Genomic DNA, 23,349 nt, shown 5'->3' with positions numbered 1-23,349 from the left:
TCCCGTTGGGGAGACAAGCCATGACCGAAGTCCGTCTTGCCGCTGCGCCGGCCTTGCGCGCCTACCAGCTGTCGGACAACCTCGCCGCGCAGTCCGGCCAGGTGTTCCTCACCGGGACGCAAGCCCTCGTGCGGCTGCTGCTGGCCCAGAAGGCCCAGGACGAGCGCCAGGGCCTGAAGACCGCCGGCTTCGTGAGCGGCTATCGCGGCAGCCCGCTCGGGATGGTCGACCAGCAGCTGTGGAAGGCGAAGAAGTTCCTCGAGAAGGCGCAGGTCAACTTCCTGCCCGCGATCAACGAGGACCTCGCCGCCACCGCCTGCCTGGGCGTGCAGCGCGTGGCGCTGGATCCGAAGCGCACCGTCGATGGCGTCTTCGCGATGTGGTACGGCAAGGGCCCCGGCGTGGACCGCTCCGGCGACGCACTCAAGCACGGCAACGTCTACGGCACCGCGAAACAAGGCGGCGTGCTCGTCGTCTGCGGCGACGACCATGGCTGCGTGTCCTCCTCGACCCCGCATCAGAGCGACCTCGCGCTGCAGGCCTGGTCGATGCCGCTGGTGCATCCCGGCAACGTGGCCGAGTACCTGGAGTTCGGCCTCTACGGCTGGGCGCTGTCGCGCTTCTCGGGCGCGTGGGTCGGGTTCAAGGCGATCTCGGAAGTCGTCGAATCGGGCATGACCGTCGACCTCGACGCGGTGCCGCTGGACTTCGAGCTGCCGGTCGACCACAAGCCGCCAACCGACCTGCACATCCGCTCGGTGGACCTGCCGTCGCTGGAGCTGGAGTCGCGCCTGGCGCACAAGATCGACGCGGTGCTGGCCTTCGCGAAGGTCAATTCGATCGACAAGCACATCGTGGTGAGCCCGCGCGCGTCGCTGGGCATCGTGACCGTGGGCAAGGCGCATTACGACTTCATGGAAGTGCTGCGGCGCCTGGACCTGGACCCGAACGCGCTGGCCGCGGCCGGCGTGCGGGTCTACAAGGTCGGCCTGGTCTATCCGCTGGAGCCGACGCGCATCCGCGAGTTCGCGCAAGGCCTGACCGACATGCTGGTGATCGAGGAGAAGGCACCCGTCGTCGAGCGCCAGATCAAGGAGCTGCTCTATCACCTGCCCGACGCGCAGCGTCCGCGCGTGGTCGGCAAGTCCGATGAACACGGGGCGGCGGTGCTGAGCGCGCTCGGCGAGCTGCGGCCGTCGCGCATCATGCCGACCGTCGCGGACTGGCTGGCGCGGCTGAATCCGGCGCTGGACCGCCGCCATCTGGTCGTCGATTTCCTGACGCCCTGCCTGCTGTCCAACAGCGCCGACGCGGTGCGCCGCCAGCCCTATTTCTGCTCGGGCTGCCCGCACAACACCTCGACGAAGCTGCCCGAGGGCTCGCGCGCGCTGGCCGGCATCGGCTGCCACTTCATGGCGAGCTGGATGGAGCGCGGCACGTCCGGCCTGATCCAGATGGGCGCCGAGGGCGTGGACTGGGCCGCCCACTCGCGCTTCACGACCGAGAAGCATGTCTTCCAGAACCTGGGCGACGGCACTTACTACCACTCGGGCTATCTGGCGATCCGGCAGGCCATCGCGGCCAAGGCCAACATCACCTACAAGATCCTCTACAACGACGCGGTGGCGATGACCGGCGGGCAGCCGGTCGACGGCCAGACCTCGGTGCCGCAGATCGCGCGCCAGGTCGAGGCCGAGGGCGTGAAGCGCCTGGTCGTGGTCTCGGACGAGATCGGCAAGTACGACGGCCATCACGGCCTGTTCCCCGCCGGCACGACCTTCCACGATCGCAGCGAGCTCGACGCGGTGCAGCGCGAGCTGCGCGAGATCCAGGGCGTGACGGTGCTGATCTACGACCAGACCTGCGCCGCCGAGAAGCGCCGCCGCCGCAAGAAGGGCGAGTTCCCCGACCCGGACAAGCGCATCTTCATCAACGAGTCGGTCTGCGAGGGCTGCGGCGACTGCGGCCAGGCCAGCAACTGCCTGTCGGTGGTGCCGGTGGAGACCGACTTCGGCCGCAAGCGCGCGATCGAGCAGAGCAGCTGCAACAAGGATTTCAGCTGCGTGAACGGTTTCTGCCCGAGCTTCGTGTCGGTGCATGGCGCCAAGCTGAAGAAGCGCGCCGGCGCGGCCTTCGGGCCCGCGGACCTGGCGCGCGAGATCGCCACGATCCAGCCGCCCGCGGCCTGGAGGTGGACCGGCCCGTTCGACATGCTGGTCACCGGCGTCGGCGGCACCGGCGTGGTGACGGTGGGCGCGCTGGTGACGATGGCCGCGCACCTGGAGGGCAAGCAGAGCTCGGTGCTGGACTTCATGGGCTTCGCGCAGAAGGGCGGCGCGGTGCTGTCCTTCGTGCGCGTGGCGCCGACGCAGGACCTGCTGAACCAGGTCCGCATCGACACGCAGCAGGCCGACGTGCTGCTGGCTTGCGACATGGTCGTGGGCGCGAGCGCCGATGCGCTGGCGACGGTGAAGGCCGGCCGCACGGTGATCCTGGCCAACACGCATGAGCTGCCGACCGCCGCCTTCGTCCGCAACCCGGATGCGAGCCTGCAGGCGGACTCGCTGCTGGCCAAGATGCGCCACGCCGTCGGTGAGGAGAAGGCGCTGCTGACCAGCATCGACGCGCAGGACATCGCGCAGCGCCTGATGGGCGACACCATGCCCAGCAACATCGTGATGCTGGGCGCGTGCTGGCAGCGCGGCCTGGTGCCGGTGTCCTTCGAGGCGCTGATGCGCGCGATCGAGCTCAACGGCGTGGCGGTGGAGAACAACAAGACGGCGTTCGCGCTGGGCCGTCTGGCGATTGCCGCGCCCGAGGCGCTGCGGCGGCTGGCCGGCGAGCAGAGCGGCGCGGCCGTGCAGTGGTTCAACTTCGACCAGCTCGACGACAGGGACGGCCAGCCCGGCCTGATCGCGCGCCGCAAGGCCTTCCTGACCGAGTACCAGGACGCCGCCTACGCGTCGCGCTACGAGGCGCTGGTGCAACGCGTTCGCGCGGCCGAAGCGGCGCTGGGCGAGGCCGGCAAGGGCCTGCGCCTGACCAAGGCGGTGGCGCGCTATTACGCGAAGCTGCTGGCGATCAAGGACGAGTACGAGGTCGCCCGCCTGTACACCGACGGCAAGTTCGAGGCCGCGCTGAAGGCGCAGTTCGAGGACTGGGATCACCTCAGCTTCCACATGGCCCCGCCGCTGATCGCCAAGCCCGGCGCCGACGGCCGCGCGAAGAAGGTCGAGCTCGGCTCGTGGACCTTCAAGGCGCTGAAGACGCTGGCGAAGTTCAAGGGCCTGCGCGGCGGCGCGCTGGACCTCTTCGGCAAGACCGAGGAACGCCGCATCGAGCGCCAGTTGATCCGCGACTACGAAGCCCTCGTCGATGAGCTGCTCGCCGGCCTGAGCGCGGAGAGGCTGGACATTGCGCTCAAGCTCGCCCGGCTGCCGGAAGGCATCCGCGGCTACGGCCACGTGAAGCTGGCCAACGTCGTCACCGTGCGCGCGCAGTGGAAGGACCTACTCGACCGCTTCCACGGCCGCGCGGTCGAGGCGCCCATCGCCGTCGTGCCGCTGGCGAAGGCGCCCGAACGCGTGAAGGGCGTGGCCGAGCTGTGAGCGTCTGATCCCTCGCGCCGCCGTGCGAGGGGTTGCAACTGTGAAGTAGCGCAAAGGCCGCAGTCACCGCTGGACACCGCCGACACGGGGGCGGCATGCTTGCCCCATGCCACTGTCCCCGCTCCCGCCGCCCCTGCCCCTTCCCTTGCGCCGGCGCACGCTGCTGCTCGGCGTGACCGCATCGGCGGCGCTCGCCGCCTGCGGCGGCATGACGACGGCGCCCGACGTGCCGATGGACGCGGCCCAGCGTCTGCGCGCCGCCAACCGCATCGGCTGGGGCGCGACACAGGCGCAGCTGGACGAGATCGAGCGCCTGGGCTGGGGCCGCTACGTCGAGCGCCAGTTGAAGGCCGATCCGCGGGCGCCGATGCCGGCGACGATCCAGGCCCGCATCGAGGCGCTGGGCATCAGCCAGGGCGAGGTCGCCGCGCGCGTGTGGACCGCCGAGTCCTTCCGCCGTGGCGGCGACAAGGGCGCGACCGAGGAGGAACGCAGCGCCGCGCGCAAGGCCTACCAGGACGCCCAGGGCCTGGCCGCGCGGGAGACCGGCGAGCGCCAGCTGCTGCGCGAGCTGTACTCGGAACAGCAGCTGCTCGAGCAGATGACGTGGTTCTGGTTCAACCACTTCAACGTCCACCAGGGCAAGCGCGACATCCGCCTGCTGCTCTCGGACTACCAGGACCGCGCCTTGCGCCCGCACGCGCTGGGCTCCTTCCGCCACATGCTTGGCGCGGTGGCGCGTCACCCGGCGATGCTGCGCTACCTGGACAACGACCAGAACGCCGTCCGCGCGATCAACGAGAACTACGCGCGCGAGCTGCTGGAGCTGCACACGATGGGCGTCGACGGCGGCTACAGCCAGCGCGACGTGCAGGAGCTGGCGCGGGTGCTGACCGGCTTCGGCGTGCGCGTCGATCCCGACCCGCCGAAGATCGCGCCCCGATTCGAGCCGCTGTACCGCCGCGACGGCCTGTTCGAGTTCCACCCGGCCCGGCACGACTTCAGCGACAAGCAGCTGCTCGGCCGCACGATCCGCGGCCGCGGCGCCGACGAACTCGACGAGGTGCTGGACCTGCTGGTCGCGCAGCCGGCGACGGCGCGCTTCGTGTCCCGCAAGCTGGCGGTGTATTTCCTGAGCGACCAGCCGCCGCCGGCCGTCGTCGACGCCATGGCCACCGCCTTCCAACGCACGAAAGGCGACATCCCATCCACGCTGCGGCCGATGCTGCGCTCCCCGGCATTCCTCGCGGCCGAGGCGCCCAAGTTCAAGGATCCCCACCGTTACCTGCTCTCGAGCCTGCGGGCCGGTTTCGAGCAGCGCGAGCTGCAGAACGCGCAGCCGCTGCAGAACTGGCTGCGACGGCTGGGCCAGGGCCTCTACGACAAGCAGACGCCGGACGGTTACCCGCTGACGTCCGAGGCCTGGAACAGTCCGGGGCAGATGACGCTGCGCTTCGAGATCGCGCGCCAGATCGGCGGCGGCGCGGCCGCGCTGTACCGCCCCGAGGGCACGACCGGCCCGGTGCCCCTGCCCGATCTGAAGGTGCTGCGCGCACGCGTCGAGCCCACGCTGGCGATGTCGACGCGTGACGCGCTCGCCCAGACGACCTCCCCGCAGCAGTGGCTGACCCTCTGGTTATCCAGCCCCGATTTCATGTATCTCTGAGCCCACCATGCACCGCCGCCATCTCCTGCACGCCCTCGCCGCCGCGCCGCTCACCCTCACCTCCGCGCGCCTTTTCGCGACCCCGCCGACCGCTGCCCTGGAGAAGACGGGGACGCCGGAGCCCCTCCGAGCGATTGCCGAGCGTGCGGAGGCGCTTGAGCGAGGAGGGGCTCCGGCGTCCCCGTCTTCGGGCGCAGTCCAGCGCCCGCGATTCCTGCTGGTCTTCCTCCGCGGCGGTTACGACGCGACCCACCTGCTGGTCCCCACGACCAGCAGCTTCTATTACGAGCAACGCCCTCGCATCGCCATCGCGCGCCCGTCGCCGACCGACCCCGCTGCCGCGCTGGCGCTTGACGCCGACTGGGGCCTGCACCCGGCCTTGAAAAGCAGCCTCTACCCGCTGGCGCAATCGGGCCAACTCCGTTTCATCCCTTTCGCCGGCACCGAGGACCTGTCGCGCAGCCATTTCGAGACGCAGGACAGCATCGAGCTAGGCCAGCCGCTCGGTGGTTCGCGCGACTACAACTCCGGTTTCCTGAACCGCCTGGCGGCCGAGCTCGATGCGCAGCAGGCGCTGTCGTTCACGGACCAGTTGCCGATCGCGTTCCGCGGTCCGGTGAGGATCGCCAATGCTGGCTTGCGCGAGACGGCCCGCCCGGCGGTCGACGCCAGGAGCCGCGCGTTGATCGCGAGCATGTACCGGGGCCAGGCGCTCGGCGGGGCAGTGGAGGAGGGTCTGGCGCTGCGCGAGGAACTTGCGCGCGACCTCTCGCCCGACAAGATGAAGGCGATGACCGACGCGGCCGGCCGCAACGCGATCCCGGCCAAGGGCTTCGAGCTGGAGGCGCGTCGCATCGCCACGCTGATGCGGGGCCGCTTCAGCCTGGGCTTCATCGATGTCGGCGGCTGGGACACGCACGTCAACCAGGGCGGCGCGACCGGCCAGTTGGCCAACCGCTTCGAGGAACTCGGCCGCGGCCTGGCGGCGATCGCGGATGAACTCGGTCCGGAGCTCTGGCGCCAGACCACGGTGATGGTGATCAGCGAATTCGGCCGCACCTTCCGCGAGAACGGCAACCGCGGCACCGATCACGGCCACGGCAGCGTCTACTGGCTGCTGGGCGGGGGGTTGGCGAGCGGCGGCCCCGTGGCCGGGGAACAGGTCGCGCTGAGCGCCAGGACCTTGTTCCAGAACCGCGACTATCCGGTGCTCAACGACTACCGCGCGGTGCTGGGCGGGCTCTGGCAACGCCAGTTCGGCCTGTCGCCCGCGGCCCTCGCGCGCGTGTTCCCCGGCGTCCGTCCCAAGGACCTTCACCTCATCTGATTGCCGGGTCGCGCAAAGCCCCCAGCCGGCGCAAGCGCTTGCAGTGACCGCCTTGCAGATGAGAGAAGTTCTCATCTAGCATCCCTGCTCCAACGAAAAGACTCCGGCGGGATCCGACGTCGCGACACAGGCACCTGCCTTGCTGGAGCCTCTTCCGTTGAATGACCCGGAACGAAGGATCCCCGATGACCAAGGCCACCCGCATCGAACGCGACTCCATGGGCGAGGTCGCCGTGCCGGTCGACGCGCTCTACGGCGCCCAGACGCAGCGCGCGGTCGAGAACTTCGCCATCAGCCGCCAGCCCATGCCCGAACGCTTCGTGCGCGCGCTGGTGCTGCAGAAGGCCGCCGCGGCGCGCGCCAACATCGCGCTCGAGCAGTTGCCGGCCGACATCGGCCAGGCCATCGACCGCGCCGCGACGCAGCTGCTGCAGGACCCGGCGCTGATGAACCACTTCCCGGTGGAAGTGTTCCAGACCGGCTCGGGCACCAGCTCGAACATGAATGCCAACGAGGTGATCGCCACGCTGGCCACGCGGCTCATCGGCACCGGCGCGGACAACCCGGCGACGGTCAGCCCCAACGACCACGTCAACGCCGGCCAGAGCAGCAACGACTCCATCCCCACCGTGCTGCACATCAGCGCGGCCCAGGCCCTGCACGGCGAGCTGCTGCCGGCGCTGGACCTGCTGGCGCAGACGCTGCAGGACAAGATCAGGAGCGACGGCCATCACGTCAAGACCGGCCGCACCCACCTGATGGACGCGATGCCGCTGCGCCTGGGCCAGGAGCTCGGCGGCTGGTGCGCGCAGATCGACGCCAGGCGCACCCAGCTGCGCGCGCTGCTGCCGTCGGTCTGCGAGCTGGCGCAGGGCGGCACCGCCGTGGGCACCGGCATCAACGCGCATCCCGACTTCGCGCAGCGCTTCTGCGAGGAACTGTCCACCCTGACCGGCCTGGTCTTCCGGCCCGCGCCGGACTTCTTCGCCGCGCTCTCGGCGCAGGACACGGCGGTGGCGCTGTCGGGCGCGCTCAAGGGCCTGGCGGTGACGCTGATGAAGATCGCCAACGACCTGCGCTGGATGAACTCGGGCCCGCTCGCCGGCCTGGCGGAGATCGAGCTGCACGCGCTGCAGCCGGGCTCGTCGATCATGCCGGGCAAGGTCAATCCGGTGATCCCGGAGGCGGTGACCATGGTGTGCGCGCAGGTCATCGGCCACGACGCGGCGATCACCGTGGCCGGCCAGTCGGGCAATTTCCAGCTCAACGTGATGCTGCCGCTGATCGCGACCAACCTGCTGGACAGCCTGGCGCTGCTGGCGGCCGCGTCGCGGGCGCTGGCCGAGCAGGCGATCCGCGACTTCAAGGTCAACACCGCCGGGCTGCAGCATGCGCTGGCCCGCAATCCCATCCTGGTCACCGCGCTCAACCGCGAGATCGGCTACCTGAAGGCCGCGGCGATCGCCAAGCGCGCCTACGCGGAGCAGCGGCCCATCGTCGACGTCGCGGAGGAGATGACCGAGTTCGACCGCGCCACGCTGCTGCAGATGCTGGACCCGGCCAAGCTCACCGATGGCGGACTCTGAGGCCGACACCCCAAGGACACCGATGGCCCACGACCCGACCCACGCCCACGAGGCCGCCGTCGATCCGGCGCAGGCGCTCGCGGCGATCGACCCGGCATTGGCGCGACGCCACCGGATGCGCCAGTGGCTGGGCTTCGCGATCCTGCTGATCGGCGCGGCGCTGCTGCTGCACCAGGGCTGGCGCTGGATCAAGCCGGCCGGCGCCATCGGCCAGGGCTCGGTGATCGCGATGGCGCTGCAGGCGGGCCTGCTCGCCGCGGCGGCCACCGCCTTCGGCACGCTGCCGGCGCTGGGCACGCGCAGCCTGTCGGCGCGCGGACAGGACGCGCTGATGGGCTTCGGCGCCGGCGTGATGCTGGCGGCCTGTTCGTTCTCGCTGATCCTGCCCGGCCTCGAGGCGGCGCGCGCGCATGCGACGCCGACGGGCGCCGCGGCGCAGGTGGCGCTGGCGGTGCTGCTCGGCGCGTGGGCGCTGATGGCGCTGGACCGGTGGCTGCCGCATGAGCACTTCATCAAGGGCCGAGAAGGCATGGACCCGACGCGGCTGCGCCGCACCACGCTGTTCGTGATCGCCGTCACGCTGCACAACCTGCCCGAGGGCCTGGCGATCGGCGTGGCCTTCGCCGCCAACGATCCGGTCGCGGCGGCCAGCCTGAGCCTGGCGATCGCGATCCAGGACCTGCCCGAGGGCTTCGTCATCGCGGTGGCCTTGATGACGGTGGGCTACTCGCGCCGCAAGGCCTTGCTGCTGGGCGCGGCCTCGGGCCTGGTGGAGCCGGTGGGCGCGGTGCTGGGCGCCTGGGTGGTCTCGGCCTGGCCGCTGCTGCTGCCTTGGGGACTGGGGTTCGCGGCGGGCGCGATGCTCTTCGTCATCAGCCACGAGATCATTCCCGAGTCGCACCGCAAGGGCCATGAGCGCTGGGCGACGCAGGGCCTGATGCTGGGCTTCGCGCTGATGATGGTGCTGGACACGGCACTGGGCTGACACGGCGCCGGCGGGCGCGGCGCGGGAGCGCCGTCGCCCGGCACGGGCCTCGCGCGGCCCTCACGCGGCCCTCACGCGGCCCTCGCGCGGCGGGTCGTGCGATGCGTCACGGGCCCGCCGGCAGGCGCCAAAAGCTGTTTTACAACTCGCCGCGCGCAAGCGGCAAACCGTCACGCCGACCCCGGCGTCATCGGCGGCCGACCGCGCACAAGCGCCCTGCGGCCCGTCACCATCGGTGCTCCGCCCTCATCGATCCGCAGGACCCGAGCCGTGATGAAGAAGTTGCCCGCCGCGCTGTTCGCGCTTGCCGCCGTGATCACGGTGTGCTCGACCCCCGCCACGGCCGCGGGCCTGACACCGCTGGAGCAGCGCTGGATCGCGGGCATGACGCCGGTGCTGCAGCATGCGAAGGCGTCCGGCATGCCGGTGGACGTGGTCGTGCAGCCGCAGGATGCGCCGGAGGCCGCGCCGCTGGCGCTGGGCTTCAGGGACGGCCGCTGCAAGCTGGTGCTGAGCCTGCGCGGCAACCCGGAGGGCGAAGCGACGATGCAGCGCCTGCCCGCGGGCCTGGAGGACAGCGCGCTGGAACTGATGGCGGCGCACGAGCTGGGCCATTGCCGCCGCTACCTGGACGGCGTCTGGTTCAACCTGCCGGCCGGCTTCTCGGCCGCGCCCGCGCCCGACAGCCTCAGCCCCGACCTGCAGCGGGCCTATCTCTCGATGAAGTCGGCGCGCCGCGAGGAAGGTTACGGCGACCTCGTCGCGCTCGGCTGGACCGCCCAGCGCCATCCGGCGCAGTACGCCGCGCTGCACGCCTGGCTGAGCGCCGAGCGCGCCCGGGACCTGCTGCCCGGCAGCCACCACGACACGCTGGCCTGGCTCAAGCTGGCCCGCGACCCGCAAGCGCTGGGCAGCGCGCCGTCGATGTTCGATGCGGCCCTGCCGGTCTGGCAGCGCGGGCTCAACCTCGACGAGGACTGAGCGGGCGCACGGATCGACGTGCGGACGAAGTGCTTAACGGTACCTTGTCGTTACCTGAACGCAGAGAAAACGCCCAGGGCGCCACACTGCCGCCGCCCGGTTCCCCCACGCGGGGGCCCGGACTTCCTCCCACGTCTCACTTGGCGCCCCTCATGAATCTGTCCGCACGCCCGCTGTTCGTCGCCCTGTCGATCGGCCTCCTGTCGTCCACCGTCGCCGTCGCCGCACCGGCGCCGCACTGGGAATACACCGGCGAAAAAGGCGCCGCCCACTGGAGCGAGGTCGACCCGTCCTTCGCCACCTGCGCGCTGGGCCACCAGCAGAGCCCGATCAACATCGACCACGCGGTCAAGGCAGACCTGCCCGCGCTCGCCTTCCATTACGGCAGCGCCGCGCCGACGATCTGGAACAACGGCCACACGGTCCAGGTGAACCTGCCGGCGGGCAACACGGTGGACGTCGGCGGCCAGAGCTACGAGCTGCTGCAGTTCCACTTCCACACCCCCAGCGAGGAGCTCATCAAGGGCAAGTCGATGCCGATGGTGGTGCACTTCGTCCACAAGAACGCCGCCGGCGACCTGGGTGTGGTGGCCGTGCTGGTCCAAGCCGGCCAGGCCAATCCGGCGCTGTCCCCGGTGTTCGACCACCTGCCCCGCGCCGGCGAGAAGATCAGTGTGGACGGCCTGTCGCTGGACCTGTCCGCGCTGCTGCCCAAGACGCTGGGCTACTACGACTTCACCGGCTCGCTGACCACGCCGCCCTGCTCGGAGGGCGTGCACTGGATGGTCCTGAAGTCGCCGATCACGCTGTCGGCCGCCCAGATCGAGGCCTTCCGCAAGCTGGTCGGCAGCAATGCGCGGCCGGTGCAGCCGCTCAACGGCCGCGAGATCAAGGAAAGCGGCGAATGACCGCTTCCGGGCCGCGGACCGGCGGCCCGGTGTCCCGGCGACGCCGCGGATAGTCCGCCGCGGCCCTCCCGGGCCGCGACGTGGCGCCGGCTTCAGCCCAGCGCGCGTCCGATCAGGATCTTCTGGACCTCGGACGTGCCTTCGTAGATCTGCGTCACCCGGACGTCTCGATAGATCCGCTCGACCGGGAAGTCGCTGACGTAGCCGTAGCCGCCGTGGATCTGGATGGCGGCGGAGCAGACGCGCTCGGCCATCTCGCTGGCGAAGAGCTTGGCCATCGCCGCCTCCTTGAGGCAGGGCTGGCCGGCGTCCTTCAGCGACGCCGCATGCCAGATCAGCTGGCGCGCCGCCTCGATCTGCGTGGCCATGTCGGCGAGTTTGTGCTGCATCGCCTGGTGCTCGAAGATCGGCACGCCGAAGGCGACCCGCTCCTTGCTGTAGCGCAGCGCTGCCTCGAAGGCCGCGCGCGCCATGCCCACCGACTGCGACGCGATGCCGATGCGCCCGCCCTCCAGCCCCGACAGCGCGATCTTCAGGCCCTGCCCTTCGTCGCCCAGCCGGTTGGCGGCGGGCACGCGGCAGTTCTCGAACAGGATCTGCGCCGTGTCGCTGGCGTGCTGGCCCATCTTGTCCTCGATGCGCGCCACCACGTAACCCGGCGTCGAGGTCGGCACCAGGAAGGCCGAGATCCCCTTCTTGCCGGCCGCCTTGTCCGTCACCGCCATCACGATCGCGACATCGCCGTTCTTGCCGCTGGTGATGAACTGCTTGACGCCGTTCAGGACGTACTCGTCGCCCTCACGCACGGCGGTCGTCTTCAGCCCGCCGGCCTCCGAGCCCACATGCGGCTCGGTCAGGCAGAACGCGCCCAGCATGTCGCCGCGCGCCAGCGGCTTGAGGAAGCGCTCCTTCTGGTCCTCGTTGCCGAAGGCCATCAGGATGCTGCACACCGGGCAGTTGTTGACGCTGACCACCGTCGAGGTCGCGCCATCGCCGGCGCCGATCTCCTCCAGGATGAGCGCCAGCGCCAGGTAGTCCAGGCCCGCGCCGTCGTATTCATGCGGCACGGCCACGCCGTAGCAGCCGAGCTCGGCCAGGCCCTTGAGCTCCGCGGCCGGGAAGTGGTGGGACTTGTCCCACTCGGCCGCCTTCGGCGCGATCTGGTCCTGCACGTAGGCGCGGACGGCGTCCTGCACGGCGCGGTGGTCTTCGGAAAGGATCATGGGATCACCAGGGCAGCGGGCTGCCGTCGTAGTTGAAGAAGCCGCCGTTGTCGCCCGGCTTCAGGCCGTCGAGCACCTGGCGCAGGCTGGAGGCGCTGGTGGCGACGTCGATGTCGGCCTCCTGCCCGCCCATGTCGGTCTTGACCCAGCCCGGATGCAGGCTGACGCAGGTCGCGCGACCGTCCAGCGTCAGCGCGACGTCCTTCATCACCGAGTTCACCGCCGCCTTGGAAGCGCGGTAGACCCAGCCCGCCGAGTTCGCCCGCAGCGTCAGCGATCCCATCCGCGAGGACAGGATGCCGATGCGCGCGTCCGGCGCCAGCGCGTCCAGCAGCTGCGGCAGCACGCGCATCGGACCCAGCACGTTGGTGTGCATGACGGCGTCGAAATCGGCCGCACTCGGCGGCTGCAGGCCGATGGTCTTCGGCCCGTAGAGCCCGGCCACGTACATGACGCGATTGAACTGGTAGCCGTCGAGCTGCCAGGCCAGGCCGGCGATGCTGATCATGTCCGAGACATCCAGCTTGATCGCCGTCGCGCCCTGCGCGCGCAGCTTCTCCAGGCTGGCCTCGTCGCGCGCGGTGGCGACGACGGTGTCGCCGCTCGCGCGATGCTGCTTCACCAGCTCCAGGCCGATGCCGCGCGACGCGCCGATGATGAGGACTTGCGCCATCCGGCCCGTCCTCAGATCAGCTCGACGCCGACGGCCGTCGCTTCGCCGCCGCCGATGCACAGCGCCGCGACGCCGCGCTTGAGGCCGCGATGCTTGAGCGCGCCCAGCAGCGTCACCAGGATGCGCGCGCCCGAGGCGCCGATCGGATGGCCCAGCGCCACGGCGCCGCCGTTGACGTTGACGATCTCGTGCGGCAGCTTGAACTCGGCCATCGCGGCCATCGTGACGGCGGCGAAGGCTTCGTTGACTTCCCACAGGTCGACGCTCTTGGCGTCCCACTGGTTCTTCGCCAGCAGCTTTTGGATCGCGCCCACCGGCGCCGTCGTGAACCACTCCGGCGCGTTGGCATGCACCGCCGTGCCGACGATGCGCGCCACCGGCTTCACGCCCAGCTTGTTGGCGGTCGATTCGCGCATCAGCACCATCGCCGCCGCGCCGTCGGAGATCGACGAGGAGGTCGCGGCCGTGATCGAGCCGTCCTTCTTGAACGCCGGCTTGAGCGTCGGGATCTTGTCCAGCTTGGCCTTGAACGGCTGCTCGTCGCGCGAGACCACCGTGTCGCCGCCCTTGCCGGCGATCGTCACCGGCGCGATTTCCCAGGCGAAGGAACCATCCTCGTTGGCGCGCTTGGAGCGCTCCGTCGAGGCGATGGCGAACTGGTCCTGCGCCTCGCGCGTGAAGGCGTACTTGTCGACGCACTGCTCGGCGAAGACGCCCATGGCCTTGCCGCGCTCGTAGGCGTCTTCCAGGCCGTCCAGCGCCATGTGGTCATACATCTGCGCGGCGCCGTACTTCACGCCCTTGCGCGCGAACATCAGGTGCGGCGCGTTGGTCATGGACTCCATGCCGCCGGCGATCAGCACGTCGGCGCTTTCGGCCTTCAGGGTGTCGTGCGCGAACATGACCGCGCGCATGCCGGCGCCGCACATCTTGGACAGCGTGACCGCGCCCACCGATTGCGGCAGGCCGGCCTTGAGCACCGCCTGGCGGGCCGGCGCCTGGCCCTGGCCGGCCATCAGGCAGTTGCCCAGGAAGGTTTCCTGGATCGAGTCGGCCGGCACGCCGGCGCGCTCGACGGCCGCCTTGATGGCGACGGCGCCCAGCTCCCACGCGGCCAGGCCGGCGAAGTCGCCCAGCAGGCCGCCGATCGGCGTGCGCGCGGCGGAAACGATGACGATGGAATCGGACATGGGGGTCTCCTTCAAGGGAAGCGGTGCGGCCCCACGGGGCCGCGGCGGATCAGTGGATGGGAAGCTCCCGGTCCTGCGGCTCCGGCACCTTCAGGGCCGGCGCGGCGTCGTGGACGTGGAAGCGCTTGTGCGGGTCGTAGGGGAAGACGTCCTCGACATGACCCGCCAGGATGCGCTCCTTGTGGGTCTGCCAGAACGCCGGATCGAGCAGGTCGGCGTGGTGCGCCATGAAGACGTCGCGCACGCCCGGATGGCCGAGCAGGAAGGGGCCGAAGGTCTCGGGGAACACGTCCAACTTGTTGACGTGGTACCAGACCTCGCCGGACAGCTCCTCCTCCTCGTTGCGCGGCGCGGGCACCTTGCGGAAATTGCAGTCGGTGAGGTATTCGATCTCGTCGTAGTCGTAGAACACGACCTTGCCGTGGCGCGTCACGCCGAAGTTCTTCCACAGCATGTCGCCCGGGAAGATGTTGGCCGCCACCAGGTCCTTGATCGCGTTGCCGTACTCGACCACCGCATGCGCCAGCTGCGCCGGCGAGGCTTCCTGCAGGTAGATGTTGAGCGGCACCATGCGGCGCTCGATGTACAGGTGCTTGATGACGAGGTCCTCACCCGTCTCCTCCAGCAGCGAGGGGCAGAAGTGCCGGAGCTCGGCGACCAGCTCGTCCTCGAAGCGATGGCGCGGGAAGGCCACGCGGGTGTACTCCAGCGTGTCGGCCATGCGCCCGACGCGGTCGTGCTGCTTGACCAGCAGGTACTTGGACTGGATCTGCTCGCGCGTCGTGTCCTTCTGCGGCGGATAGAAGTCCTTGATGACCTTGAAGACGAAGGGATACGACGGCAGGTCGAAGACCAGCATCACCATGCCCTTGATGCCGGGCGCGATGCGGAACTTGTCGCTGCTGTGGCGCAGGTGGTTGAGGAAGTCGCGGTAGAACAGGTTCTTGCCCTGCTTCTGCAGCCCCAGCGCCGAGTAGATCTCCGAACGCGGCTTGCGCGGCATCAGCGAGCGCAGGAACTGCACGTAGGCGCTCGGGACCTCCATGTCCACGAGGAAGTAGGCGCGCGCGAAGCTGAACAGCATCTGCAGCTCGTCCTCGCCGAACAGCGCCGCGTCGATGTAGAGCCGGCGCGCCGCGGCCGCGTCCTTCGCGCCATCGGTCTTCGCGCCCCTGGCCTTGGCCGGCGCGGCGTCGCCCGGGGCGGGTTCCTTGTGCAGGATGGGCAGCGCGAACGGCGTCTCGCTGAAGCCGTTGACGACCTTGCCGACGATGTACGCGCCCTTGTTGCGGAAGAACAGCGAGGACAGCACCTGCACCTGGAAGTTGGTGCGCCAGCGGAAGGCGCCGAGCTGCTCGCCCACCGCCTTCAGCACCAGGTCGATGTCGCGGCCCAGGTCCTCGAACTCCAGCGCCAGCTGGAAGTTCCAGACGATGCGCATGAAGGTGTCGCGCAGCGTGTCCTGCGAGGGGTAGTAGCAGCGGTAGGTGGGCTGGGCGGCGGGCTCCTCGTTCTCGATGAACTCGGTCGAGATGGCGGGCCGGACGAAGATGAACTCGTTGTGGAAGTAGCTGTGGTGCAGGATGCGCGTCGTGACCGAGTTGAAGAAGGTCTCGGCCAGTTCCGGGCGCAGGTGGCGGGTCAGCAGCCCGATGTAGTGCAGCTTGACCTGCTGCCAGACCTCGCTCGGCAGCTCGCTGGTCTTGTAGCGTGCCTCCAGCAGCGCGACGGCCTCGTCGACGCGCAGGTCGTAGAACTCGATGCGCTCGCGCTGCGCGCGCTGCTGGCCGTGCCAGTCGGCCTGCTCGAAGCGCTGCTTGGCGGTGGCCGACGCGGCGCGGAAGAGCCGGTAGTGCTTGTCGAAGCCCTCGAGCATGGCCTGCGCGATCTCGAAGGCGCGCGGGTCGTTGAGCTCGTGGGGGAACATGGCGCCGCCGTCCGTTCCGCTCATGTCCGGTCCTGGCCGCGCGGGCTCAGCGGCCCATGGCCGCCTCGTAGCGGCGCTGCAGCGCTTCCAGCGCGCGGCGGTAGGCCGGGCCGACGTCCTCGGGTCCCGCGGCGGTGACGCTCAGGTCCTTGAGCAGGCCGTTGTGCAGGCCGTAGACCCAGCCGTGCACCGCCACCGACTGGCCGCGCGACCAGGCGTCCTGCACCACCGTCGTCTGGCAGGCGTTGCGGGCCTGTTCCAGCACGTTGAGCTCGCACAGCGCATTGACGCGCTGCTCCTCGGGCAGCTGGTCCAGCCAGTCCTGATGGTGGTTGCGGACGTCCTGCACATGGCGCAGCCAGTTGTCCACCAGGCCGACGCGCAGGTCCTGCAGCGCGGCGCGCACGCCGCCGCAGTTGCTGTGGCCGACGATGATGATGTGCTGGACCTTGAGCTGGTCCACCGCGAACTGCATCACCGAGAGGCAATTCAGGTCGGAGTGGACCACGACGTTGGCCACGTTGCGGTGGACGAAGAGCTCGCCGGGCAGCAGCCCGACCAGCTCGTTGGCCGGCACGCGGCTGTCGGCGCAGCCGATCCAGAGGTACTGCGGGGTCTGCTGCTTCAGCAGGCGCGAGAAGAAACCGGGGCTGCGCTCCTCGGTTTCGGTGGCCCAGCGCTGGTTGTTGTCCAGCAGTCCGTCGATGTGGTCGTTGGTGCTCATGGGGCGGGATTGTCGCGGTTGCGGGCGGACACCGGCCTGTCGCACCCGCGAAGGCCTCACATCGTTTCGGCGAAGAGCTCGCGGCCGATCAGCATGCGGCGGATCTCGGACGTGCCCGCGCCGATTTCGTAGAGCTTCGCGTCACGCCAGAGCCGGCCGAGCGGATATTCATTGATGTAGCCGTTGCCGCCGAAGATCTGGATGCCCTCGCCCGCCATCCAGGTGGCCTTCTCGGCGCACCACAGGATGACCGAGGCGCAGTCCTTGCGCACCTGCCGCACGTGCGCGCCGTCGAGCGCATCCAGGTTCTTGCCCACCGTGTAGCAGAACGCGCGCGCGGCCTGCAGCACCGTGTACATGTCGGCGACCTTGCCCTGGATCAGCTGGAATTCGCCGATGGACTGGCCGAACTGCTTGCGGTCGTGGATGTAGGGGACGACGTTGTCCATCACCGCCTGCATGATGCCGATCGGACCGGCGGCCAGCACGGCGCGCTCGTAGTCCAGGCCCGACATCAGCACCTTGGTGCCGCCGCCGACCTGGCCCAGGACGTTCTCCGCCGGCACCTCGACGTTCTGGAACACCAGCTCGCCGGTGTGGCTGCCGCGCATGCCGAGCTTGTCCAGCTTCTGCGCGATCGAGAAGCCCTTCATGCCCTTCTCGATCAGGAAGGCGGTCATGCCGCGGGCGCCGAGTTCGGGTTCGGTCTTGGCGTAGACGACCAGCGTGTCCGCATCGGGGCCGTTGGTGATCCACATCTTGGTGCCGTTGAGGACGTAGTAGCCGCCCTTGTCCTCGGCCCGCAGCTTCATCGACACGACGTCGGAGCCGGCGCCCGGCTCGCTCATCGCCAGCGCGCCGACGTGCTCGCCGGAGATCAGCTTGGGCAGGTACTTCTTCTTCTGCGCCTCGTTGCCGTTGCGCTTGATCTGGTTGACGCACAGGTTGGAGTGGGCGCCGTAGCTCAGGCCCACCGAGGCGCTGGCGCGGGAGATCTCCTCCATCGCGACCATGTGGGCCAGGTAACCCAGGCCGGCGCCGCCGAATTCCTCGGGCACGGTGACGCCCAGCACGCCCAGGTCGCCCATCTTGCGCCACAGGTCCATCGGGAACTGGTCGCTGCGGTCGATCTCGGCCGCGCGGGGGGCGATCTCGGCTTGGGCGAATTCGCGCACCGCGTCGCGCAGCGCGTCGATGTCTTCGCCGAGGTGGAAGTTCAGACCGGGCAGGCTCATGGGAATGTCTCCTCGACCGCCTCCACGCGCGCCGCTCCGGACGCGCGCTGGGCAATTCGTTCTCTTACGTTTACGTAAACGTCAATTGTAGGGCAGGTCTGTACCGTTTCGGCTATTGCATAAATGCGTAAGGGTGGCCCCGGAACTGATGGATCGGCGTTAGAGGAATCGCTCGAGCAGCTTGCGCGAATGCCGGTCCAGCGAAAAGCGGTCCGGCACCAGGAAGTGCAGGCCGTGGGAGCTGGCGATCAGCAGCCGCCCTTCCCCGATGCGCCGGATGTCTTCCTCGCTCTTGAGGATGAATTCGGTGGCGCCGCGATCGGTCTCGACGGTCCATTGCGACGGCGTCGAGAAGGTCGACACCGCCAGCAGCTTCAGCACCGTGGGCGTGACCTCGCGATGGTCGAGTTCGTCGCGCAGCAGCGTGCGCTGCACCTCGGGCAGGTCGCCGAGGCGGTCGATCCAGGCGATCTCATGGCCGTCGGTGCCGACCAGCGAGATGCCCTCCTCGGGCGCGGACAGCGGATGCGCCCGCACCGGCGTGACGTTGTCATGGGTCTGGCCGGCCGCGTCGACCAGGACCAGCCGGCCGAACGGATTGCGCGCCAGGGACTGGATGTTGCTCATGAAGACACCTCGGCGCGATCAGGCCTGCGTGGCCGTGTGGACATTGACGTTGGGCGCGACGACGACGACGCTGTCCTGCTCCTCCGCGTCGACGCGGCGGGCCTGCGCCTCCCACAGCCGCCAGTAGGCGCCCTGCTTGGCGATCAGCTCGTCGTGCGGCCCGACCTCGACGATCTCGCCGCGGTCCATCACCACCAGCCGGTCGGCCTTGCGCAGCGTCGAGAGACGGTGCGCGATCGCGATGGTCGTGCGGCCCCGCACCAGGTTGTCCAGCGCCTTCTGGATCTCTTTCTCGGTCTCGGTGTCCACCGCCGAGGTGGCCTCGTCCATGATCAGGATGCGGGGATCGATCAGCAGCGCCCGTGCGATCGAGATGCGCTGGCGCTCGCCGCCGGAGAGCCCCTGGCCGCGCTCGCCCACCAGCGAGTCGTAGCCCTGCGGCAGCCGCAGGATGAATTCATGCGCATGCGCGGCGCGGGCCGCGGCGACGATCTCCTCGCGCGTCGCGTCCGGCTTGCCGTAGGCAATGTTCTCCGCGATGGTGCCGAAGAACAGGAAGGGCTCCTGCAGCACCAGGCCGATGTGGCGGCGGTAGTCGGCCAGCGAGAAGCGGCGCAGATCCACGCCGTCCAGCTTGATCGCGCCTTCGGTGACGTCGTAGAAGCGGCAGATCAGGTTGACCATCGTGCTCTTGCCCGAGCCGCTGTGGCCGACCAGGCCGATCATCTCGCCGGGCTGGATCTCGAGATTCAGGTCGCGGATCACCGTCCGGTTGCCGTAGCGGAAGCCGATGTCCTGCAGCGTCAGCCCGCCGCGCACCTTCTCCAGCCGGACCGGCTGGGCCGGTTCAGGCACGTTGGAATGGTGGTCGAGGATGTCGAAGATCCGCTTGGCGCCCGAGGCCGCCTTCTGCGTCACCGAGACGATCCGGCTCATCGAGTCCAGTCGCCCGTAGAAGCGCCCGATGTAGGCCAGGAACGCGGTCAGCGTGCCGACCGTGATCTGCGAATGCGCGATCAACCAGATGCCGAAGGCCCACACGACCAGCAGGCCGATCTCGGTCAGCAGCGACACGCTGGGCGTGAACAGGCTCCAGGTCTTGTTGAGCCGGTCGTTGACCAGCAGGTTGTGCTTGTTGGCGCTGCGGAAGCGCTCGGCCTCGCGGCGCTCCTGGGCGAAGGCCTTGACCACGCGGATGCCGGGGATGGTGTCGGCCAGCACCGAGGTCACCTCGCCCCAGACGCGGTCGATCTTCTCGAAGCCGGTGCGCAGCTTGTCGCGCACCAGGTGGATCAGCCAGGCGATGAAGGGCAGCGGCACCAGCGTGGCCAGCGCCAGCCAGGCGTTGTTGGAGAACAGGATCACCGTGATCATCAGCAGCATCAGGCAATCGGTGATGAAGTCCAGCGCATGCAGCGACAGGAAAACGCTGATGCGGTCGGTCTCCGAGCCGATGCGGCTCATCAGGTCGCCGGTGCGCTTGGAGCCGAAGTACTCCAGCGACAGGCCCAGCAGGTGGTCGAAGGTCGCCGTGCGCAGGTCCGCGGCGATGCGCTCGGAGACCAGCGCGAGGATGTAGGTCTTGGCCCAGCCCAGGATCCAGGACACGATCGCCGCGCCCAGCAGGCCGCCCAGGTAGAGCGCCACCAGCCCGGTGTCGATCTGGCGGCCCTGCTGGAACGGGATCAGCACGTCGTCCATCAGCGGCATGGTCAGGTAGGGCGACACCAGCGTCGCGCCGGTCGCGCCCAGCATCAGCAGGAAACCCAGCAGCAGCTGGCCGCGATAGGGCCGCGCGAAGCGCCACAGCCGCAGCAGCACCCAGGTCGAGGGCGGCGTGTGCAGTTCCCGGGCGCAGGAGGGGCATTCCTCGCTGTCCTCGGGCAGCACGGCCTGGCAGCTCGGGCACAGCTCGGGTTCGGCGTCCTGGGTCAGCGCCGGTTCATCGCGGCGGTTGAAGGCGTCCTGGAAGCGCTGGGCCTGCAGGTTGACCTTCATCGTGAAGCGCCACTGGGCCAGCCGGCCGCGCTCGTCGACCAGTTCCAGCAGGCCCAGGCCGGCATGGTCCGACAGCGCCAGGCGCAGCGCCGGCGTCAGCGGCCATTCGCGCTCGACCAGCGCGCCGGCGCCGTCCTCGGCGGGCTCCAGCGACAGCAGCCGCTGATCGGTGAGTTGCAGACCGCCCCGGGCAAAGCGCAATCGCGCGTCGAGGTCAACCTCCAGCGTGGCCCGGACGTTCTCGCCACGCCGCAGGCGTGACGCGAAGGCCTCGGCGAGCGAAACGCCGCCGGCACTGGCCGACGCGACAGGATGTTGATGCTGCATTTGTGTTGTTCTGCGATCTTCGAAACCGGAGGTTCTTCGCCGCTTCCCTGGTCAGGGCAAGACCCGGACCAACCCGGATGCGGCATTTTTCGCGGGATTTTCGCTTAAGCGCACAATTGTGCTTCGCATTCCTCTCCGGTGGTCCGCCGGGCGGCCCCCTTCCACGTTCCCACCCCTCATGAGCCGACACGACGACATCAAGCTCCTGCGCATCAACTACCTGCGCGGCCCCAACATGTGGACCTACCGTCCGGTGCTGGAAACCTGGTTGGACCTGGGTGGCCTGGAGGAACATCCCTCGAACCTGATCCCCGGCTTCACCGAGCGCCTGTGCAAGCGGCTGCCGGCGCTGGAAGAGCACCACTGCGGCGTGGGCGAGCGCGGCGGCTTCCTGCAGCGCCTGACCGAAGGCACCTGGATGGGCCACGTGCTGGAGCACGTCGTCATCGAGCTGCTGAACCTGGCAGGCATGCCCACCGGCTTCGGCCAGACCCGCTCCACCTCGCAGCATGGCGTCTATCGCATGGTCTTCCGCGCCCGCGACGAGCAGGTCGCCCGCTGTGCGCTGGAGCAGGGCCATGCGCTGCTGATGGCCACCATCAACGGCGACGACTTCGACGTCGGCGCCGCCGTCGAGGCCATCCGCGACAAGCTCGACGACTGCTACCTCGGCCCGTCGACCGCCGCCATCGTGGCCGCCGCGACCGACCGCCGCATCCCCCACATCCGCCTGAACGACGGCAACCTGGTCCAGCTCGGCTACGGCGCGCGCCAGCGCCGCATCTGGACGGCCGAGACCGACATGACCAGCGCGATCGCCGAAGGCATCGCACGCGACAAGGACCTGACCAAGGAACTGCTGAAGTCCGTCGGCGTGCCGGTGCCCGCCGGCCAGGCGGTCAAGACCGCCGCCGAGGCCTGGGACGTCGCCCAGGACCTGGGCCTGCCGGTCGTCGTCAAGCCCTCGGACGGCAACCACGGCCGCGGCGTCACGCTGGACCTTCGCCACCAGGCCGATGTCGAGGCCGCCTTCCACCTGGCCGACAAAGAAGGCTCGGAAGTGCTGGTCGAGAGCTACATCCCCGGCATGGAGCACCGCCTGCTGGTGGTCGGCGGCCAGGTGGTCGCCGCGGCCCGCGGCGAGGAAGCCTGGATCACCGGCGACGGCACGCACAGCGTCGTCGAGCTGATCGACCTGCAGATCAACACCGATCCGCGCCGCGGCACGACCGAGGACTTCCCGCTCAACCGCATCGACATCCGCGACGACCCGGTCGTGCTGCTGGACCTGCAGCGCCAGGGCCTGTCTGGCGACGGCGTGCCCGAGGCCGGCCGGCGCGTGCTGATCCAGCGCAACGGCAACGTCGCGATCGACTGCACCGCGCAGATCCACCCCGAGGTCGCCCATGCGGTCTCGCTGGCGGTGCGCACCGTTGGCCTGGACATCGCCGGCGTGGACCTGGTCTGCAGCGACATCTCCCGGCCGCTGTCCGAGACCGGCGGCGCCATCGTCGAGGTCAACGCGGGCCCCGGCCTGCTGATGCACCTGAAGCCGGCCGAGGGCATGCCCCAGCCGGTGGGCCAGGCCATCATCGACCACCTGTTCGCCGAGGACGAGAACGGCCGCATCCCGATCGTGGGCGTGGCGGGCTCGCGCGGCACGGCGCAGATCGCGCGCCTGGTCGGCTGGCTGCTGCACCTGAACGGCCGCCACGTCGGCCTGGCCTGCGGCGCCGGCCTGTTCCTGGGCACCCGCCGCGTCGAGCGCAAGCCCAGCGCGACCTGGGCCGCCAGCCACCGCCTGCTGATGAACCGCGCGGTCGACGCGATCGTCGTGGAGAACGGCGCCGGCACCATCCTGGGCGACGGCCTGGCCTACGACCGCTGCCAGGTCGGCGTCGTCACCGACATGGGCCGCGTGCCCGAGCTCGACCAGCACGACATCCAGACCGAGGACCAGCTCTTCAAGGTCTTGCGCACGCAGGTGGACGTGGTGCTGTCCGACGGCGTCGCCGTGCTCAACGCCGACGAGGCCAAGGTGGCCGAGATGGCGGAGCTCTCCGACGGCGAGGTCATCTTCTACGCCCTGGACGCCGCCAACGAGGCACTGTCCGCGCACCGCGCGCGGGAAGGCCGCGGCGTGTTCCTGCGCGGCGGCGCCGCGATGCTGGCGCAGGGCACGGCGGAAACTTCGGGCGCCAATGTCGATTCGCTGCAGGCCCGCTTCCGCGCGGCCGGGCAGGAGATCGCCACCGACTCGGTGCTGGCCGCCGTCGCCACCGCGTGGGCAATGGGCATCTCGCCCGAGCTGATCTCCGCCGGCCTGGACACCTTCGTGCCGGACCTGCCGCAGTAAGCGCGCGG

Annotated in this window: 16 protein-coding genes; 8 read left to right on the top strand and 8 right to left on the bottom strand. The window is 69.7% G+C overall.

What is annotated here, in order from left to right; translation table 11 throughout:
- Positions 1-20: 20 nt before the first annotated feature.
- The 7 genes from FHT37_RS22035 to FHT37_RS22005 all read left to right on the top strand — a co-directional run bounded on the left by FHT37_RS22035 (position 21) and on the right by FHT37_RS22005 (position 11,061).
- Complete coding sequence (locus FHT37_RS22035; RefSeq protein WP_183484630.1) at positions 21-3,608, top strand: indolepyruvate ferredoxin oxidoreductase family protein; 3,588 nt, start codon at positions 21-23, stop codon at positions 3,606-3,608.
- Between the two features lie 106 nt (positions 3,609-3,714).
- Positions 3,715-5,274, top strand: coding sequence for a DUF1800 domain-containing protein (locus FHT37_RS22030; RefSeq protein ID WP_183484628.1), 1,560 nt, complete (start codon positions 3,715-3,717; stop codon positions 5,272-5,274).
- 7 nt (positions 5,275-5,281) lie between these two features.
- Positions 5,282-6,601: a DUF1501 domain-containing protein gene (locus FHT37_RS22025; RefSeq protein WP_183484625.1), complete on the top strand. Its 1,320-nt coding sequence runs from the start codon at positions 5,282-5,284 to the stop codon at positions 6,599-6,601.
- Positions 6,602-6,786: 185 nt separating this feature from the next.
- Entirely contained in the window at positions 6,787-8,187 is a 1,401-nt protein-coding gene (locus FHT37_RS22020) for a lyase family protein (protein WP_183484622.1), read from the top strand.
- Between the two features lie 115 nt (positions 8,188-8,302).
- Positions 8,303-9,172, top strand: a complete 870-nt coding sequence (locus tag FHT37_RS22015) for a ZIP family metal transporter (RefSeq protein ID WP_091724899.1) — start codon at positions 8,303-8,305, stop codon at positions 9,170-9,172.
- A gap of 273 nt (positions 9,173-9,445) precedes the next feature.
- On the top strand, positions 9,446-10,153 hold the full coding sequence (locus FHT37_RS22010; RefSeq protein ID WP_183484619.1) for a hypothetical protein: 708 nt from the start codon (positions 9,446-9,448) through the stop codon (positions 10,151-10,153).
- Between the two features lie 152 nt (positions 10,154-10,305).
- Positions 10,306-11,061: a carbonic anhydrase gene (locus FHT37_RS22005; RefSeq protein WP_183484615.1), complete on the top strand. Its 756-nt coding sequence runs from the start codon at positions 10,306-10,308 to the stop codon at positions 11,059-11,061.
- A gap of 92 nt (positions 11,062-11,153) precedes the next feature.
- Here the strand turns inward: FHT37_RS22005 and FHT37_RS22000 are convergent, their stop codons facing one another.
- The 8 genes from FHT37_RS22000 to FHT37_RS21965 form a co-directional block, all read right to left on the bottom strand.
- Entirely contained in the window at positions 11,154-12,284 is a 1,131-nt protein-coding gene (locus FHT37_RS22000) for an acyl-CoA dehydrogenase family protein (protein WP_183484612.1), read from the bottom strand.
- Positions 12,285-12,288: 4 nt separating this feature from the next.
- Positions 12,289-12,957 carry an SDR family oxidoreductase gene (locus tag FHT37_RS21995; protein ID WP_091720345.1) on the bottom strand — a complete coding sequence of 223 codons (669 nt, stop codon included), beginning with the start codon at positions 12,955-12,957 and terminating at the stop codon, positions 12,289-12,291.
- Positions 12,958-12,968: 11 nt separating this feature from the next.
- Entirely contained in the window at positions 12,969-14,147 is a 1,179-nt protein-coding gene (locus tag FHT37_RS21990) for an acetyl-CoA C-acyltransferase (RefSeq protein ID WP_183484609.1), read from the bottom strand.
- A 49-nt stretch (positions 14,148-14,196) separates the two neighbouring features.
- Positions 14,197-16,074, bottom strand: a complete 1,878-nt coding sequence (gene aceK, locus FHT37_RS21985; protein WP_183485681.1) for a bifunctional isocitrate dehydrogenase kinase/phosphatase — start codon at positions 16,072-16,074, stop codon at positions 14,197-14,199.
- 46 nt (positions 16,075-16,120) lie between these two features.
- Positions 16,121-16,798 carry a carbonate dehydratase gene (gene can, locus FHT37_RS21980; protein WP_091720339.1) on the bottom strand — a complete coding sequence of 226 codons (678 nt, stop codon included), beginning with the start codon at positions 16,796-16,798 and terminating at the stop codon, positions 16,121-16,123.
- Positions 16,799-16,854: 56 nt separating this feature from the next.
- A complete protein-coding gene (locus tag FHT37_RS21975; RefSeq protein WP_091720335.1) occupies positions 16,855-18,033 on the bottom strand; it encodes an isovaleryl-CoA dehydrogenase in 1,179 nt (392 codons plus the stop codon).
- A gap of 159 nt (positions 18,034-18,192) precedes the next feature.
- The gene (locus tag FHT37_RS21970) at positions 18,193-18,660 is read right to left on the bottom strand and encodes a DUF1854 domain-containing protein (RefSeq protein WP_183484606.1); all 468 of its coding nucleotides are present in this window, start codon (positions 18,658-18,660) and stop codon (positions 18,193-18,195) included.
- Positions 18,661-18,678: 18 nt separating this feature from the next.
- The gene (locus FHT37_RS21965) at positions 18,679-20,985 is read right to left on the bottom strand and encodes an ABC transporter ATP-binding protein (protein ID WP_183484603.1); all 2,307 of its coding nucleotides are present in this window, start codon (positions 20,983-20,985) and stop codon (positions 18,679-18,681) included.
- A 178-nt stretch (positions 20,986-21,163) separates the two neighbouring features.
- On the opposite strand from FHT37_RS21965, the gene cphA reads away from it, so the two are divergent.
- Entirely contained in the window at positions 21,164-23,341 is a 2,178-nt protein-coding gene (gene cphA, locus FHT37_RS21960) for a cyanophycin synthetase (protein ID WP_183484600.1), read from the top strand.
- The last annotated feature ends 8 nt before the right edge of the window (positions 23,342-23,349 follow it).

Source organism: Mitsuaria sp. BK037 (genome assembly GCF_014193045.1).
GTDB lineage: Bacteria > Pseudomonadota > Gammaproteobacteria > Burkholderiales > Burkholderiaceae_C > Roseateles.
Note: the sequence above shows the minus strand (reverse complement) of the source record. Positions and strands in the feature narration are given on the sequence as shown.